15 protein-coding genes and 1 pseudogene are annotated in these 16,703 nt (G+C 74.2%); 7 read left to right on the forward strand and 9 right to left on the reverse strand.

The genetic code is table 11. The annotated features are described in order from the left end of the window. The first annotated feature begins 58 nt into the window (after window positions 1–58). Window positions 59–427 (forward strand): Rv2175c family DNA-binding protein, encoded by a 369-nt coding sequence (locus OG943_RS00745; protein ID WP_328611955.1) that lies wholly within the window; start codon window positions 59–61, stop codon window positions 425–427. Between the two features lie 192 nt (window positions 428–619). Here OG943_RS00745 and OG943_RS00750 read toward each other — a convergent pair. Beyond that, a pseudogene (locus OG943_RS00750) lies at window positions 620–1,612 on the reverse strand (MFS transporter); the annotation flags it as partial. Between OG943_RS00750 and OG943_RS00755 the strand changes: the two are divergent. Continuing rightward, entirely contained in the window at window positions 1,605–2,162 is a 558-nt protein-coding gene (locus OG943_RS00755) for a CGNR zinc finger domain-containing protein (protein WP_328607702.1), read from the forward strand. The pseudogene OG943_RS00750 and the gene OG943_RS00755 sit on opposite strands and share 8 nt — an antisense overlap. A gap of 24 nt (window positions 2,163–2,186) precedes the next feature. Here OG943_RS00755 and OG943_RS00760 read toward each other — a convergent pair whose 3' ends face one another. From OG943_RS00760 to OG943_RS00790, 7 genes are all read right to left on the reverse strand, one after another. Further along, the gene (locus tag OG943_RS00760; RefSeq protein ID WP_328607703.1) at window positions 2,187–2,975 is read right to left on the reverse strand and encodes an LLM class F420-dependent oxidoreductase; all 789 of its coding nucleotides are present in this window, start codon (window positions 2,973–2,975) and stop codon (window positions 2,187–2,189) included. After that, complete coding sequence (locus OG943_RS00765) at window positions 2,972–3,910, reverse strand: phytoene/squalene synthase family protein (protein WP_328607704.1); 939 nt, start codon at window positions 3,908–3,910, stop codon at window positions 2,972–2,974. Before OG943_RS00765 ends, OG943_RS00760 begins: the two co-directional genes overlap by 4 nt. Beyond that, a complete protein-coding gene (crtI, locus tag OG943_RS00770) occupies window positions 3,907–5,385 on the reverse strand; it encodes a phytoene desaturase family protein (RefSeq protein WP_328607705.1) in 1,479 nt (492 codons plus the stop codon). The genes OG943_RS00765 and crtI overlap by 4 nt, the downstream gene beginning before the upstream one ends. After that, the gene (locus tag OG943_RS00775; protein WP_328607706.1) at window positions 5,385–6,476 is read right to left on the reverse strand and encodes a polyprenyl synthetase family protein; all 1,092 of its coding nucleotides are present in this window, start codon (window positions 6,474–6,476) and stop codon (window positions 5,385–5,387) included. The genes crtI and OG943_RS00775 overlap by 1 nt, the downstream gene beginning before the upstream one ends. Window positions 6,477–6,543: 67 nt before the next feature. Beyond that, complete coding sequence (locus tag OG943_RS00780; RefSeq protein WP_328607707.1) at window positions 6,544–6,993, reverse strand: hypothetical protein; 450 nt, start codon at window positions 6,991–6,993, stop codon at window positions 6,544–6,546. A gap of 1 nt (window position 6,994) precedes the next feature. After that, entirely contained in the window at window positions 6,995–7,564 is a 570-nt protein-coding gene (locus OG943_RS00785) for an RNA polymerase sigma factor (protein ID WP_328607708.1), read from the reverse strand. Between the two features lie 5 nt (window positions 7,565–7,569). After that, entirely contained in the window at window positions 7,570–8,841 is a 1,272-nt protein-coding gene (locus OG943_RS00790) for a S8 family peptidase (protein ID WP_328607709.1), read from the reverse strand. Window positions 8,842–8,886: 45 nt separating this feature from the next. On the opposite strand from OG943_RS00790, the gene OG943_RS00795 reads away from it, so the two are divergent. The 3 genes from OG943_RS00795 (at window position 8,887) to OG943_RS00805 (ending at window position 13,571) form a co-directional block, all read left to right on the forward strand. Continuing rightward, entirely contained in the window at window positions 8,887–11,511 is a 2,625-nt protein-coding gene (locus OG943_RS00795; protein ID WP_328607710.1) for a CHAT domain-containing protein, read from the forward strand. A 72-nt stretch (window positions 11,512–11,583) separates the two neighbouring features. Then, window positions 11,584–12,864 carry a hypothetical protein gene (locus OG943_RS00800; RefSeq protein ID WP_328607711.1) on the forward strand — a complete coding sequence of 427 codons (1,281 nt, stop codon included), beginning with the start codon at window positions 11,584–11,586 and terminating at the stop codon, window positions 12,862–12,864. Beyond that, the gene (locus tag OG943_RS00805; protein ID WP_328607712.1) at window positions 12,861–13,571 is read left to right on the forward strand and encodes a hypothetical protein; all 711 of its coding nucleotides are present in this window, start codon (window positions 12,861–12,863) and stop codon (window positions 13,569–13,571) included. Before OG943_RS00800 ends, OG943_RS00805 begins: the two co-directional genes overlap by 4 nt. Here the strand turns inward: OG943_RS00805 and merB are convergent. After that, entirely contained in the window at window positions 13,526–14,266 is a 741-nt protein-coding gene (merB, locus tag OG943_RS00810) for an organomercurial lyase (RefSeq protein WP_328607713.1), read from the reverse strand. The genes OG943_RS00805 and merB overlap by 46 nt on opposite strands. Before the next feature lie 242 nt (window positions 14,267–14,508). Between merB and OG943_RS00815 the strand changes: the two genes are divergently transcribed. Both OG943_RS00815 and OG943_RS00820 read left to right on the forward strand, forming a co-directional pair. After that, window positions 14,509–15,708, forward strand: a complete 1,200-nt coding sequence (locus OG943_RS00815; protein WP_442874770.1) for an IS110 family transposase — start codon at window positions 14,509–14,511, stop codon at window positions 15,706–15,708. A 106-nt stretch (window positions 15,709–15,814) separates the two neighbouring features. Beyond that, window positions 15,815–16,699 (forward strand): methylenetetrahydrofolate reductase, encoded by an 885-nt coding sequence (locus OG943_RS00820; protein WP_328607714.1) that lies wholly within the window; start codon window positions 15,815–15,817, stop codon window positions 16,697–16,699. Window positions 16,700–16,703: the final 4 nt, after the last annotated feature.

The raw sequence follows: 16,703 nt of genomic DNA on the forward strand, positions 1-16,703 counted from the left end.
GGCAGGTCACCCGTGCGTACCAATGGGACGGCCGGTCGAATGTGGCACAGTGTCACCTGTGAGTGGGATACCTGTCGCCGACGACGTGCTCGACACCGAGGTCGCGGTTCTTCCGCTGACGGAGGTGGCGAAAGCGCTCGGGACTTCCGTCAACAAGGTGCGCCAGATGCTGCGCGAAGGCCAGCTGATCGCGCTGAAACGCGGCGGCGAGCTGTTCGTGCCCGGCGCCTTCTTCGTCAAGGACGGCGTGGTCAAGGGCCTGGCGGGCACGATCACCGTGCTCGCGGACTCCGGCTTCAGCCGCACCGAGATGCTGCGCTGGCTCTTCACGGAGGACGACACGCTGCCGGGCGCGACCCCGGTGAACGCGCTCCGCACGAGCCACGGCACCGAGGTCAAGCGCCGCGCGCAGGCGATGGCCTTCTAGCCTTCGGCCCGTCCCGCGGCCCGGTCGCCGGTGAACACACCAGGTAACCGATCGCGGCGGCGAGTTGCAGCCCGCGGCGGCGCACAGGCACGCCGTCGGAGATTGCCCGGCGAAGGGTCCCGCGAAGGCCGTGCCCGCGGCCATCCCGGCGATCTTCACGCTCGCGGCGGTGGTGAACACCTGCGCCCGCACGTCCGCGGGCGCTTCCCGGTGCCGGACCGCGAACACGGCCGCGAGCTGCGGCCCTTCGCCGAACCCGATCAGCACGGCCGCCGCGACCAGCAGGATCGCGTTCGGCGCCGCCGCGGCCGCGAGGAAACCCGCGCCGAGCACGATCGTGCTGAGCAGCACCGTCGTGTCCGGTGGGCGGAGCGGCGGGCGGCGGGCCAGCAGGGCGTTGGCGAGCAGGGAAGCCACGGCCATGACGGTCAGCAGCAGCGTGCCGTACCCCGCGCCGCCGAGCCGGTGGATGCCCAGGACCGGGTAGCAGACCATGGCCATGCCGATGCCGGCGTACGACAGCGTGGTGGTCACGGTCGCGCGGCGCAGCGGGCGGTTGCGGACCAGGACCAGTGCGGCGACGGCGAGTTTTTGCGGGTTTCGCGGGCGCTCCGCCCGGCGCGGCAGGTGCCAGGCGACCGGGACGGCCGCCGCGACGAGCACGCTCGCGAAGGTGAGCGCGAACGGCGCGCCCGCGAGGTTCGCCAGCAGCCCGGCGAGCCCGGGGCCGGCCAGGCTCGCGGCGGTGAACGTCATCGCGTCGAGCGTGCTCGCCCGCGGCAGCCGCTCTGGCGGGACCAGCGCGGGCAGCTGCGCGGTCCAGCCGCCCGCGACCGCCGGGTTGAGCAGGCCGGCGAGCGCCGCCGTCGCCAGCACCAGTGCGAACGGCACGCGGCCGAAGGCCACCGTGATCAGCGCGAGCCCCACGGCGTACCCGGCGAGCGCCGTCGCCAGGACCCGGCCGGGGGAGCGGGCCCGGTCCAGTACCGCGCCCAGCACCGGCCCGCCGAACGCCGCCGCGATGGTCAGTGCGGCCAGCAGGGCCGAGCCCGTGACCGCCGTCGACGAACTCAGCCCCAGCAGGAGCAACGCGGGACCGGAGGACTCGTCGCCACTGCGGGCGGCCGTCGCACCGATCAGGTAACGGCTCAACACAAGCAAGACGTTACAGTGGGGTATGACCATTCCGCCGCCGGATTTCCCGGGTGGCCGCTCGGCGGTGCGCCGCGCGGTGGACCTGCTCGACGTGCTGCTGCCCGGACCGCCCGACCCGGCCCGGGTCGTCGAAGTGCTGGTGGCGCACGGGGAGCCGGACGAGCCGCTGGCCGCGGCCGACCTCGCCGAGCTGCACGACGCCGCGCTCGAACTGCGCGAGGTGTTCGCCGCGCCGGATTCCGCTGCCGCCGCGAAGGTGCTCAACCGGCTGTTCACGAAGTACGCGAGCCCGCCCCGGCTGACGGCCCACGACGATGGCTTCGGCTGGCACCTGCACATCGACGCGGCCGACGACGGGCCGTGGGGCGCGTGGTTCGTGACGTCCTCGGCGCTCGCGCTGGCCGGGCTGCTGGCCGAACGGCAAGGGCCGCCGGGCGGGTTGTGCGCGTCGCCTTCGTGCGGGCGCCCGTTCGCGCACCTGGGCGGCGGCAGCCCGCGGCGCTACTGCTCGACGCGCTGCGCGACCCGCGAACGCGTGGCGTCGCACCGGGCCAAGACGAAGGCCCCCTCACCGCGGTGAGAGGGCCCTCGTGACTGTCGGGGTTCAGCCGTTCTGCTGGTCCCGCCAGGCGATCCACGGCTTGACCTTGGACAGGTCGTAGTCCGGCCCGGTGAGGCCCACGGTGAACAGGGAGACGCCCTGCGCGACGAGCTTCGGGCCCAGCTCGTCCGGGCCGCCCTCCACCGCGCAGGAGCGCTCGATCTCGGCCGGGTCGCGGCCCACGTCCGCGCAGTGCTGGTCGAGGATCTTCACCTTGCGCTCGACGATCTCCGCGTCACCGAAGCCGTGCCAGATGTCGGCGTGCTTCGCGACGAGCTTGAGGGTCTTCTTCTCGCCGCCGCCGCCGATCAGCACCGGGATCTTGCGCGTCGGCGCGGGGTTCAGCTTGTCCAGCCGCGATTCGATCCGCGGCAGGGAGTCGGCCAGGTTGTTCAGCCGCCCGCCCGCGGTGCCGAACTCGTAGCCGTACTCGTCGTAGTCCTTCTCGAACCAGCCGGAGCCGATGCCGAGGATGAGCCGTCCGCCGGAGATGTTGTCGACGGTGCGCGCCATGTCCGCGAGCAGCTCGGGGTTGCGGTAGCTGTTGCACGTCACCAGCGCGCCGATCTCCACGCGGGACGTCGCCTCCGCCCACGCGCCGAGCATCGTCCAGCACTCGAAGTGCTTGCCCTCGGGCTCGCCGTAGAGCGGGTAGAAGTGGTCCCAGTTGAAGATGATGTCGACGCCGAGTTCTTCGGCCTCCGCGGCCGCGCGGCGGATGCTGTCGTAGTCGGCGTGCTGCGGCTGGAGCTGGACGCCGACCCGGAGCCGCCTGTTCGAAGCAGTGGTCATGATCGGAGCGTAAGCCCGGAAGCACGGAATGCGCCAAGCCGGACCTGGACCAGCTCCGGCAACGCGACCGCCAGCCGCCGTCCCTTGCCGACCACCGCGCGGCGGTTCAGCACGTCGTAGTCCAGCGCCTCGATCTCGTCCAGGATGCCTTCGTACAGCGTGATCGCGGTCCGCACGCACGGGCGGGATTCGGGGCGCAGCAACGGGATCCCGGCCTCCGCGCGGCGGTAGACCGCGCGGTTGCGCGACACCGCGACGGCCAGCGCGCGGCGCACCCGCGGGTCCGGCACTCGGCGACGGCGCGAGTCGACGAGCAGCGCCCGGTCCACGCCGAACGCTGCCAGCTCGTCGGTGGGCAGGTACAGCCGGCCGCGGTCCAGGTCTTCGCCGATGTCACGCAGGAAGTTGGTCAGCTGGAAGGCTTCGCCGAGCGCGGCGGCGCTCGGGGTCGCGTCCGCGAGTGGCACGACCGTGCCGAACACCGGCAGCATCTGCAGCCCGATCACGGACGCCGAGCCGTGCACGTACTCGGCGAGGTCGGCGTAGGTCGCGTACTCCGTGATCGTCAGGTCCATCCGCATCGAGTGCAGGAACGCGTCCACCAGCCCGCGTTCGATGCCGTAGCGGCGGACGGTGTCGGCCAGCGCGGCGAGCACCGGGTCGGCGGGCGCGCCGCCGTCGTAGACCTCGTCGACCAGGTCCACGACCTTGTCCAGCGCCACCGCCGGGTCGGTGCCCGGCGACGGGTTGTCGACCAGCTCGTCGGCCATCCGCGCGAAGCCGTACAACGCGTGCGCCGCCGGCCGCGCCCGCGCCGGCAGCAGCCGGGTGGCGAGGAAGAACGTGCGGCCGTGATGGGCGTTGATGCGGCGGCACTCGGCATACGCGGACCGCAGGGCGGGGCCGGTGATGCCGGCGGCGTCCAGTTCGTTCACCGGCCGGTGATCCTTTCCGCGGCGAGTCGTCCGGAGATCAGCACCGGCGGGATGCCGACGCCGGGGGTGGTGCCGCTGCCCGCGAGCACCACGTTGCCCGCGGCCCGCACCAGGTTGGCGGGCCGGAACGGGCCGGTCTGGGAAAACGTGTGCGCCAGCGAGAACGGGGTCCCGGCGGAGAGCCCGCGCGCCGACCAGTCCGCGGGCGTGATCAGCTCGTCGACGGCGAACTCCTTGCCGAAGCCCGTCAGCCCGCGCGCCTCCAGCGTGCGCACCAGCTCCTCGCGGTAGACGTCGCCGACGCGCGGCCAGTCGATGCGGCCGCGGTGCAGGTTCGGGGCCGGCGCGAGCACGGAGACGATCTCGCCGCCGTCGCCGGCCAGCCCCGGCTCGGTCGCGGTCGGGCGGGTGACCAGCAGCGACGGGTCGCTCATCAGCCGGCCCTCGCGGACGATCTCGGCGAACGTGCGCTCCCACGCGTCGCCGAAGAAGATCGTGTGGTGGCCCAGTTCCGGCCACGAGCGGCCGGCGCGCCCGTGCAGCACCACGGCCGAGGGCGAGTACCGCAACGGCAGCACCCGGCGGGGCCGCGCGCCGAGCAGCCGGTACGCCGTGGTCAGCTCGGTCGCGAGGACCACCGCGTCGCACTCGATCCGCTCACCCGAGCGCGTCCGGACCGCGCGCACCCGCGACGAGACGCGCTCCAGCCACGCGGCTTCGGTGCCGAACCGCAGGTCGGCCCCCGCGCGCCCGGCGGCGCCGGCCATCGACCGCGCGATCGCGCCCATGCCGCCGCGCGGGTAATACACGCCGCCGACGGTGTCCATGTACGCGATGACGCCGTACGCGCCCATCGCGCGCGCCGGGTCGAGGCCCGCGTACAGCGCCTGGAACGAGAACAGCCGGCGTACGCGTTCGTCGCGCAGGAAGGTTTCGACTTTCGGGCCGAGCCGGCCGAAGCCGCCGAGCGCCGCGAGCTTCACCAGCTCCGGCCGGGCGAGGCCGAGCGGCGAGTCGAAGTTCGCGCCGATGAAGTGGTCCTTCTGCGTGGCGTACAGCTCGGTGAGCCAGCGCCGCAGCCGCCGGTAGCCCCGCGCCTCCGCGGGCCCGGCGAACGCGCGGATCTCGGCCTCCATGGCGTCGCCGTCGGTGCGCAGTGCCAGCGTGCTGCCGTCGGCGAACCGCGCGTGGTACGCCGGGTCGAGCTGGGTCAGCGGCAGGTTGGCGGCCAGCGACTCGCCGACGGCGTGGAAGGCCTCGTCGACCAGCTCGGGCATGGTGAGCACACTCGCGCCGGTGTCGACGGCGTTGCCGCCGAAGTCCTGCTGCCCGGCCCGCCCGCCGGGCGTCTTGGCCTGCTCCAGCAGGGTGACGCGACGGCCGGCGCCGAGCAGGTGCAACGCGGCCGAGAGCCCGGCCAGCCCGGCCCCGACCACCACCACGTGGTCGGTGGGCCCGGTGACGGTCCGGCCCATCAGTACGTCCGCTGGGTCGCCAGGCCGGTCAGCTCGGTCAGCGCCGCCGGGGCCGGCTCGGCCAGGTGGGCGCGCTCGAGCGCGGCCATCGCCGTGGCCGTGAGCTCGGTGATGCGCCGCTCGACCGCGTCGACCGCGCCGACGGCCGTCAGCGCGTCGCGCACGGTGTCTACACTCGCGTCGGACAGGTCGGCGGCGCCGATCGCGTCGCCGATCACCTCGGCCGCGGCGTCCTCGCCGCGCTCCCGCGCCAGCTGCAGGCCCAGCGCGACGAGCAGGGTCCGCTTGCCCTCGCGCAGGTCGTCGCCCGCGGGCTTGCCGGTCACGGACGGGTCGCCGAACACGCCCAGCAGGTCGTCGCGCAGCTGGAACGCCACGCCGACGTCGCCGCCGAACTCCAGCAGCGTGCCGATCAGCTCGTCGTCCGCGCCGGCGAGCGCGGCGCCAAGGTGCAGCGGGCGTTGCACGGTGTACGCGGCGGTCTTGAGCCGGTCGATGCGCAGCGCGGCCTCGGGCGAAGCGTCGCCGACGGCCTGCGTGCGGACGTCGAGGTACTGCCCGGCGAGCACCTCCGTGCGCATCGCGCGCCACGCCGGGCGTGCCGCGGCGAGGGTTTTGGCGGGCAGCGGCGCGTCGGCGAACATGTCGTCGGCCCACGCCAGCGCGAGGTCGCCGACCAGCACCGCGGTGGCCAGCCCGAACGCCGCGGGGGAGCCGAGCCAGCCCTGGCCGGCGTGCAGCTTCGCCGAAGCGACGTGCACCGTCGGGTTACCGCGGCGGGAGTCTGAGGAGTCGATCAGGTCGTCGTGGATCAGCGCGCAGGCCTGGATCAGCTCGAGGCTCGACACCACCTGCAGCGCGCCCTCGGCACCCGGCCCGGAGGCCGCGCCGCCGGCACCGCGCCAGCCCCACCACGCGAACGTCGGCCGGATCCGCTTGCCACCGCCCAGCACGAACCCGGACAGGGCCTCGATACCGGCCGCCACGCTGGGCTCGGTGCGCACGATCTGCTCGCCGGCCCGGCCCAGGAACGCGGCCAGCGCGCCCTCGACGCGGGCGGGCAGGTCGGCGTCGAATCCGGGCTCGTCCATGCCTTCATCATCCGGGGCACCCGGCGGTCCGCTCGCGCCGGGTGCCCCGGATGTGGCGCACGAGACGTCACGCGCGCGTCCACTCCGTCTGCACGTCGGGCCCGGTTCCGGTCCGCACCCGGAGCCGGAACAGGCCCTCGGGCGCGGGCCGCAGCGTGAACCAGCCGACCTCGTCGGCGGCCGTGCTCGCGACCACCCCGTCCGGCCGGCAGAGCTCGACCGCGGCGGCCGACGGCGGGACGAGCTGGCCCAGCAGCGCGTCCGGCGTCAGCTCCACGGAGACGGTGAGGCCGCCGGCCGTGAACGTCAGCGAACGGTGCCCGCCGGTGCCCGCGCGGGTGCCGGCGGGCGCGGCGGCGGAATCGGCCGCCAGCTCGGCCAGCTCGGCGTCGACCGTGTGCCAGGTGAAGGCCGCCTTTGCCGCTGTGACAAAGCTTTCCGGCACTTCACGCCGCCCGCGCAGGGCGTCGCCGAGGTCGGCCAGCAGCCCCTCGTCGGAGTCCCAGTGGTCCGGCATCTCAGCCTCCCGCCGTGGTCGGGGCCAGCGCGGCGACGGGCGGGCTGCGGCGCAGCAGGCCGAGGCAGCGCATCCGGTTGGGGCCGATGCCGCCGACCGCCAGGCCGAGCTGCTCGCTGATCCGCGCGTACGCCGCGGGCGGGTCGGCGAACAGCATCTCCAGCAGCCGGCGGCAGCGTTCGGGCAGGGTGGCGAAACCCCGTCGCAGCGCGAGCCGGCGCTCTTCGGCCAGCAGCCACTCGTCCGCCGCCGCGACGGCCTCGTCGGGGAAGGGGTCGTCCTCGACCGGGATCACGCGCAGTTTCGCCCGCAGCAGGCGCAGGCACTCGTGGCGGGTGGTCGTCGCGAGCCAGCCGGGCAGCGCGGCCGGCTCGCGGAGCCGGCCCAGCTGCTCGACCAGCCGCAGCCAGACCGCCGCCCCGACGTCGTCCGCGTCGGCACCGGAGAGCCGGTGCCGGCCGCAGACGGCCCAGACCAGCGGCGCGTACCGCTCGACGATCTCGTCCCACGCGCCGCGGTCCCCATCACGCGCACTGGCGACCAGCGCCACCACCGACGGGTCGTCTCGCATGGGGCTCATTCTCCCGGGTTCGGGCCCGACCAGTGGTACCGCTCGACGCCTGAATCCGGGTCGTCCAGCACCAGTTCGAACGCCTCCGCAGGGCTCACCCGGCCCGGCACCGTCCGCGCCGCCACCAGCCCGGTCACGCGGGCAGCGGCGAAGGACGTGCCGGTCCACTTCGCCCAGCCGCCCGGGTAGGCCCCGCGAACCTCGAACCCGACCGCCTGGCAGGACACCCACGGCGCGTCCGGGCTGAACGGCAGCCGGATGCCGTCCCGGTCCATCGCGCCGACCGCGACCACGCCCGGCAGGCCGGCGGGCCACATCGGGGTGGCCCCGGTCAGCAGCGGGTCCGCGGTCTCCCCGTGGTTGCCCGCCGCCGCGATCACCAGCACCCGGCGGGGCAGCCGGTCCACCGCGCGGCGCAGCACCAGCGACGGGGCGCCGTCGAGGGTGTGCGACGCCAGGGACAGGTTCAGGATGTCGGCCCGGTCGCCGAGCCGCACGATCTCCTGGGCCACCTCCCACTCGGTCGCCTCACTGGTCGCGCTGTCGAGCGCGCCGTCGGCCTCGATCCGCGCCGCGGGGGCGTGCGCGAGGATCACGGAGCAGACGAACGTGCCGTGCCCGGCCCGGTTGGTCAGCAGCGTGGTGGTCCCCTTCGTGTGCCATTCGCGGGTCCGCACGTCGCGGCCGGTGAACACCGGGTGCCGGAACAGCGGCGTGTCGATCATGGCCACGGCGACCCCCGCCCCGGTCGGTGCGTCCGCGGCGGGCTGGTCCACGGGGCCCGCGTCCATCGGGTCGCCCGCGGTCATCGGCTTCGACCCGGCGGTGCCGACCGCGATGGGCCCGATCACGCCCGCGCCCATCGGCTTCGACCCATCGCCACCCCCGCCCATGGGCTTCGACCCGGCGGTGCCGACCGCGACCGGTCCGATCGTGCCCACGCCCATCGGCTTGGACCCGGCGGACCCGATCGAGCCGAGGGTCGACCAGTGCAGGTCCACCTCCGGCTGCCAGCCGCCCGCGGACGCGGCGAAGGCCGCTCTGAGCTTGGCCGGCAGGTCGGCGACGGCGCCGGCCAGGCACTCCACGCCGGTCAGCCGGGCGAGGCCGAGCCGGCTGTCTTCGAGGACCTCCGCCCAGTCCGTCTTCAGCTCGCGCAGCGCGTCGAGCACCACGGCCAGGTCGTCACTGTCGACGATGAGCTCGTCGGGGAGGGGCTTCAGCTCGGCGGCGAGCGGGAGGGTCTGCCCGTTCGGCTGTTCCGGTGTTTCGGTCATCTCAGTAGATTCCTCTCGAGGTGGTCTTACCTACCGGAGTCGCCAATGCGCGCTGTGATGCATCACCCCGGCGCAAAAGAACTGGCGGACGCCGCCGTGCGGCTCGCCGACCTCGACCCCGCCCGTGCGCTGGGGCCGGCGCGCGAAGCGGTGGCCGCGGCGGCGCGGGAGCGGGACACGGCGGCCGGGTCCGTCGCCGAGCGGGCCTGGGGCCACGCCCTCCTGCACTGCGGCGAGATGGACGACGCGCTGCGCCACTTCCGCCGTTCGGTGCGGTGCGCCGAGCGCGCGGGCTCGGCGCCGCTCGCGGCCGAGGCGCGGATGAAGATGGCGTTCGCGCTGCTGCAGCGGGGCCGGCCCGCCACGGCGTTGCGGGAGATCGACCTCGCGGTGCCCGACCTCGACGGCGCGCTGGCCGGCCGCGCGCTCGCCCAGCGCGCGATCGTGCTGCACATGGACGGCCGGCTCGACGAGGCACTCGCCCAGTTCGACGCCGTGCTGCCGACCCTGCGGGCCACCGGCGACCTGCTCGGCGTCCAGCGGCTGCTGATCAACCGCGCGTTCCTGCTGGCCGACCGGCACGCGTTCGCGGCGGCCGAAGCGGACCTGCTGGAGGCCGGGCGCCTCGCGCGGCAGCTCGGCCGCGAGCTCACCGAGGGCATCGTGGCCGAGAACCTGGGCCTGGTGGAGACGCTGCGCGGGGACATCCCGGCGGCGCTGGCGCAGCTGGGCCGCGCCGAGCGGATCATCGCCGAGCACGGCGCGCAGCTGGGCTGGGTGCAACGCCACCGGGCCGAGCTGCTGCTCTCGGCCGGGCTCGTCGCCGAGGCCCGCGACGCCGCCGAACGGGCCGTCGCCACCTGCCGGCGGGAGCGTCGCCTGCTGGGAGTGCCCGAGGTGCGGCTGGTGCTCTCCCAAGCCGCGTCGCTGAGCGACGACAGCGTCACGGCCGTGGCGCAGGCGCGTGCGGCCGGTCGCGAGTTCGCCCGCCAGGGCCGGGCCGCGTGGGCCGAACTGGCCTACCTGACCGGGCTGCGCGCGCGGTGGACGTCCGGCCCGCCGCCGCGGGTCGCGTCCGCCCGGATCGCCGAGATGGTGCGGGTGCTGGCGGGCGCGGGCTGGCCCGCGGCCGAGCTGGAGGCCCGCCTGTTCGCCGGACGGCTCGCGCTCGCCCGCCGTGACCCCGAACGCGGCCGCGGGCTGCTCCGGGAGGCGTCCACGGCCCGGCGGCGCGGCCCGGCGACGTTGCGGGCCCGCGGCTGGTACGCGGAAGCGTTGCTGCGCAAGGACTTTGGGGACAACGCGGGCGTCGTCCACGCTGTCCGGTCCGGGCTCCGGGTGCTCGACGACCACGGTGCCGCACTCGGCGCCACGGACCTCCGCGCGCGCACGGCCGCGCAGCGCACCGACCTCGCCGAGCTGGGTCTGCGCACGGCGGTCGCGGGCGGGCGCGCGGACGCGGTGTTCGAGTGGGCCGAGCGCGGCCGGGCCGGCCGACTCGCCCGCCCGCCGGTCCGCCCGCCGGACGACGAGGTGCTCGCCCGGCTGCTCGCCGAGCTGCGCTCCACCGCGCGGGAGGCCGAGAACGCCTCCGGCCCCGCGACGACGCTGCCTCGCCAGGCCGCGCTGGAGCGGCGGATCCGCGACCACATCCGGCAGAGCCGGTCGGCCGGTGCCCCGGCGACCGAGCCCGTGCGGGTGGCCGAGCTGGGCCGCGCCCTCGGCGAGCGCGCGCTGGTCGAATGGCTCCGCCTCGACGGCGAGCTGCAGGCGCTCACGCTGGTCGACGGCCGGCTGCGGCGCCACGAGCTGGGCCCCGCCGCGCGCGTGGCGGACCTGCTCGACCGGCTGCCGTTCGCGTTGCACCGCATGGCCGACGTTGCCGCCGCCCCGGCTTCGGCGGCCGCCGCCGAGCACCTGCTGGCGAACGCCGCGGGCCGGCTCGACGAAGCGCTGTTCGGCCCGCTGCCCGAGCTGGCGGGACGGCCGCTGGTGGTGGTGCCGACCGGGATCCTGCACAGCCTGCCGTGGTCGGTGCTGCCCTCGTGCGCCGGCCGGGCGGTCGCCGTCTCGCCGTCGGCCACGCTCTGGCACGCGGCGAACGCCCGCGAGCCCGCGACCGGGCCGGTCACGGTGGCCGCCGGGCCCGGGCTCGCCGGCGCGGTCGCCGAGGCCGAGGCGATCGCGGCGATCCACCACGTGGAGCCGATCACGGACGGAGGCGTGGACGTCGTGCTCGCCGAACTGGCCAAGGCGCGGCTGGCGCACCTCGCCGCCCACGGCACGCTGGCCGTCGACCACCCGCTGTTCTCCAGCCTCCGGCTGCACGACGGGCCGCTGTTCGCCCACGACCTCGACCGGCTCGGCCGGGTGCCGCACACGGTGGTGCTCGCCGCGTGCGACAGCGGCCGCTCGGTCGTCTGCACCGGCGACGAGCTGCTCGGGCTGGGCGCGGCGTTCGTCGCGAACGGCGCCGCGCAGCTCGTCGCCTCCGTGGTGCCGATCCCGGACGCCGAGACCGCGCCGCTGATGGTGGAGCTGCACCGGCTGCTGGCCGACGGCCACCCGGCGGCCGTCGCGCTGGCCCGCGCCCAGCAGGCGGTGCGGGGACAGGGCCCGGCCGCGGCCGCCGCTGCGGCGGGCTTCGTCTGCGTCGGCGCTGGTTCCTGAAACTCACGAACCGGCTGTATCACCGCGTCCGCCCACGACTCCGTCTGCTCAAGAGGGAGAGGTGGAGCGACCATGACAACCCTGCTGCCGATTCTCGTGCTCGGCCTCGGCGCGCTGGCCATCGGGCTGGCCCTGCGGCGCCGGAAGCGCAAGAGCACCAAGGAAAACCTGACCGGCCCGCCCGGCGGCATCCCGGCGTTCCGCATTGTGACGCTCGGCCTGCAGGGCTCGGGCAAGACCCTGCTGCTGACCGGGATCTACCGCCGCCTGCAGACGCCGGGCGACCGCGGCTTCTACCTGCGCGTGCCGCACGAGCAGCTGATCGAGCTGAACCGCTGGTACCGCAAGGCCGCCGACGTCACCGAGGAGTGGCCGCGCGGGACCACCCGCGGCGAGCTGCGCGAGTTCGAGTTCAGCGTGATGACCCAGGTCGGCGCGGACGCCGAGCCCGTGGTGAAGCTCGGTTACCTCGAGTACCCCGGCGAACTGCTGACCGACCCGGACGCGCCTGGCTCCACCGCGCAGGCCACGCTGCTCAAGGCGATCGCCGGCGCCGACGCGCTGGTCGGCATCATCGACGGCTTCCGCCTGCTCCAGGCCCACAACGGGGACCAGCGCGGCCAGCTGATGCTCGAGGCGTCGCTCGACGCGATGATCAACGCGATGCTGCCGGTGCGCAGCCCGATCGTCTTCGTGATCACCAAGTGGGACCTGCTCGACCACCTGCACCCGGACGAGAACGAGCGGCTGCGGATGGTGCGCGAGCGGCTGATGGACACCCCCGGGTTCGCCGACCTGGTCAAGGTCCACAGCGCCCGGCGGATCGTGCGGCTGATCCCGGTCACCGCCGTCGGGCACGACTTCGCCGAGTACCGCGACGGCGCGGTGCGCAAGAACCCCGGCGGCCGGTTCCGGCCGTCGAACGTCGAGGCCGCGCTTTCGGTGGTGGTGCCGGACATCCTGCGCCAGACCGAGATGTCGCTCGACCACGCGACGCGGGCCGAGCTGCTCGCCGCGGCGCAGCGGCGGGTGCGGATGGGGCCTGGGGAGGCGTTGCGGACGCTCGGCACGTACGTCACGGGAAAGGCCGCGCGGATCCTGATCTCCTCGGTCGGTGCGGGCGTGGTCGCGGAGTCCGGCCTGTCGCTGCTGCTCGACACGCTCGGCCCGCGCGGCTACGACCCGGCGGAGCACAGCGCCCGGCTGGCGCGGCTCGGTGAGGCGGACCGCCGGGCGGAGGAGTTCGTCCAGGCCCGGCGACGGGTCGTCGGCGAGCTGCAGCGGCAGGTCGCGGTGCTCGAGGCGAAGCTGCCCGACTCCCGCCTCGGCGGCGACCGCTGGGGTGACTGGTGACGGGCGAGGCGTGGCCGTTCCTCGTGGCGCGGGGACGGCGGCGCGGCTACTCGGCGCTGCTCGTGCCGGGCTTCCTCGGCGAGCACGGGTTCCTGGAGGAAACCGCCGTGCCGCTGGACGACGTGTCCTTCCGCACCGCCTCGACCCCGTTCGGCACGCTCACCTGGGCCGAGCACGCGGTGACGACGGCCGACGCCGGCGGCGAGCCCCGCGACGAGTACGGCCGGCCGCTCGTCCTGCTGCACGGGCTCCTGTGCCCGCGCGGTGAACCGGCCGACGCCGGCGCTGCCCTCGCCCGGACGGATGCGATCGCGCTGGCCGTCTACCGCCGGTTCCTCGCCGGCGAGGAGGCGTTCCGGGCGGAGGAGTCGACGCCGTTCGAGGTCGGCCTGGCCCGGGTTCCGACGTTCCGGCCCGCTCCGGCGCCGCGTCCGCCCGTCGCGATTTCGGCCCCGCCGCGGGGAAAGCCGCGGCGCGGGCTGGTGTGGGCGGGGGCCGGCGCGGTGGTGGTGGCCGGCGGCGTCGCCGCGGTGATCGCGCTCGTGTCGGCGGGCAGCGGGCCGGAACCACCGCCGCCGTGCCCGCGGGACGTGGTGACGCTGACTTCCACGCCGCTGCCGTCGCCGGTGGCGACCTGCCTGCTCGACGGGAAGACCGTCGGCTACTCGCCCCAGAACGCCCCGGTCAGCCCGACGCCCCGGAAGTAGTCCGCCGCCTCGGCCGGCTCGCGCCGCCGGTAGCCGTGGTCGAGGCGGCCCGCGTACCAGCCGCTCGCCAGGTGCCACAGCGTGTCCAGGTCGAGCACGGATCCCTTGCCGGTGCCCGATTCCCCGGCCCATTCGTCCACACAGGACTCGTCGCAGAACAGCCGCTGGAGCGAGCAGGTGTGCCGCACGTCGTCCCACATGCGGGCCGCGGGCACGGGGAAGTGCGCCACCTGCGCGCCCTTCGGCGGTGCTTCGCGGCCGACGACCAGCGCGCTCGGCTCGCCGCAGCCGGGGCAGCGGGTCGAGACCAGCACCTCCGGCTCGTCCGGCACGAGGTGCGGGATCGCGAACGAGTCCCACGCGCAGCCGCCCCACCACAGCGTGCGGGCGCCCATCACGGAGAAGCCGAGCGGGACCGCGGCGAACGGGTGAGCCAGTACCACGTGCTCGCACTCGTCCAGCACGAGCTGGCGCGCGCCGTCGAGGCGGTGCAGCGCCTGCTTGGCCACGGCCAGCGAGCCGTGCGCGGCGTCGGCCAGCTCCGGCGCGGTCGGCGGCCGGCCGTGCACCGCGAACGCCCGGTACACGGCCACTCGCACGTCCTCGTCCCAGGCGGTGTCCAGGCTCCCGCGACCCACCTCACCGGGGCCCGTCGTGGCCCGGATGCCGGTCGATTCGCTCGTTAGCTCGCTCATGACGGCTCCATAAGATTGGTGGTGTTCGGGACGGGATGTTCTGGATGCCCAGGGCGATGGGGTGTGGCTGATGACTGCTTGCCTTGTGTGGTGGCTTTCGAGGAGTGGCCGCTCTGTCGTTCTGGACGCCCTGGCCGCTGATTGAGATCTGCGCGTGGTCGCTGTTTATGGAGCTGCTGGCGGGGTTGTCCACGGGGTTGAGCTGTGAAGACGGGACGGTGGGCTGCGTGGCAGTGCGCAAGATGTGGGTCGGGATCGACGTTGGCAAGGGCTTCCACCATGCGTGCGCGGTGGACGAGACCGGCACGATCGTGTTCTCGCGGAAGGTGGCCAACGGGCAGGCCGTGATCGAGCAGCTGATCACCCGCACCACCACGAAAGCGTCCGGGGTGGTGTGGGCGGTGGACATGACCTCCGGTGCCGCAAGCCTGCTGATCGCGTTGCTGCTGGCCACCGGCCAGCCGGTGGTGTCGGTGCCGGGCCGGCTGGTCAACCGGATGGCCGGAGCGTTCGCCGGGGAAGGCAAAACCGACGCCAAAGACGCCCGCACGATCGCTGAAACCGCTCGTCTGCGCGGGGACCTGACCCCGATCACCAGCCCGGACGCGGTGGTGACCGATCTGCGGGTGCTCACCGCGCGGCGGGAGGACCTGATGGCCGACTGGGTGCGCGGGGTCAACCGGATCCGCGAACTGCTGGCGAGCATCTTTCCCTCGCTGGAACGAGCGTTCGACTACTCCACCCGCTCCGCGCTGGTCCTGCTCACCGGTTTCCAGACCCCGGACAGCGTCCGGACGGCCGAGGCGTCCGGGTTGTCGGGCTACCTGACCGAGCACGGTGCTTGGGCCAAGGGTATTCCGTCCATGGTGGACAAAGCGCTGGCTGCCGCGGCCGAGCAAACCGTTGCCCTGCCGGGAGAATCGGTGACCGCGCCGTTGGTCGCACGCCTGGCACGGCAGTTGCTGGAGCTGGACCGGGAGATCAAGGATCTCGGCAAGCAGCTCGGTGAGCGGTTCGCCGGACACCCCAGCTCCGGGCATATCACCAGCGTGGATGGCTTCGGCCCCATCCTCGGCGCTCAGTTGCTCGCCGGCACCGGCGGCGACCTGCGAGCCGCCTTCCGCAGCTCCGGCCACCTGGCTGCCTATGCCGGTCTCGCGCCGGTGCCCCGCGACTCCGGACGGGTGCGGGGCAACCTGCACCGCCCGCAGCGTTATCACCGTGGCCTGCGCCGGGTGTTCTACCTGGCCGCGCTGTCGTCGATCAAACGTCCCGACGGCCCATCGCGAGTCTTCTACCTGCGCAAACGTGGCGAGGGGAAACGGCACACCCAGGCCCTGATCGCCCTGGCCCGCCGCTTGGTCGACGTCATCTGGGCGTTGCTGCGAGACGGCCGCGAGTTCCATCCCTCACCACCGGTCACAACCACAGCTGCTGCTTGACACCATCATTGAAACTCCTCGCGCGGCTGTGCCTCGACCGTACCCGTGGTCAAGGCCACGCGCCGGGGCTGCCCGCGCCCGGTTTCGCCCACTACCATTTCGTTCCATGACGTCGGTGATCGAGCGGTTGCGGGGGGACGCGCCCGCGTTCTCCATCGAGTTCTTCCCACCCCGGGACGAGGCCGACGAGGCCGTGCTCTGGAAGGCCATCCGCGAGCTCGAACCGCTGGACCCCGCCTACATGTCCATCACCTACGGCGCGGGCGGCTCCAGCCGCGACGGCACCATCCGCAGCATCGCCCGCGTCGCCACGGAGACCACGCTCTGCCCGATGGCGCACCTGACCGCCGTCAACCACTCGGTGACGGAGCTGCGCAACGTGATCGGCTGGTACGCCGCCGTCGGCGTCCGCAACATCCTCGCGGTGCGCGGCGACCCGCCGGGTGACGTCTACGGCGACTGGGTCCCGCACCCCGAAGGGCTCAAGTACGCCGAGGAGCTGGTCGATCTGGTCCGCTCGCTCGGCGACTTCTGCGTCGGCGTCTCGGCCTTCCCGTACGGGCACCCGCGCTCAGCGGACCTGGAGTCGGACACGAAGTACCTGGTCCGCAAGTTCCGCGCGGGCGCCGACTTCGCCATCGCGCAGCTGTTCTTCGAGGCCGAGGACTTCCTGCGGCTGCGCGACCGGGTGGCCGCGGCGGGCTGCGACGCGCTGGTGCTGCCCGGCATCATGCCGCTGACCACGCTGCGGACGCTGCACACCACTGTCAAGCTGGCGGGCGTGCCGGCGTCGCAGCGGCTGCTGGACCGGCTCGAGCCACTTTCGGATGACCCCAAGGCCTTCCGCGCGGAAGGGATCGACGTGGTCACCGAACTGTGCGAGAAGCTGCTCTCCGAAGGCGTGCCCGACCTGCACTTCTACACGTTCAACCGGTCCAAGGCCACGCGTGAGGTGGTGGGCAGGCTGGGGCTGGTGCCGGCCCGGGCTTAAGTAT

The organism is Amycolatopsis sp. NBC_00345 (genome assembly GCF_036116635.1).
In the GTDB taxonomy this organism is placed as follows: Bacteria; Actinomycetota; Actinomycetes; order Mycobacteriales; family Pseudonocardiaceae; genus Amycolatopsis.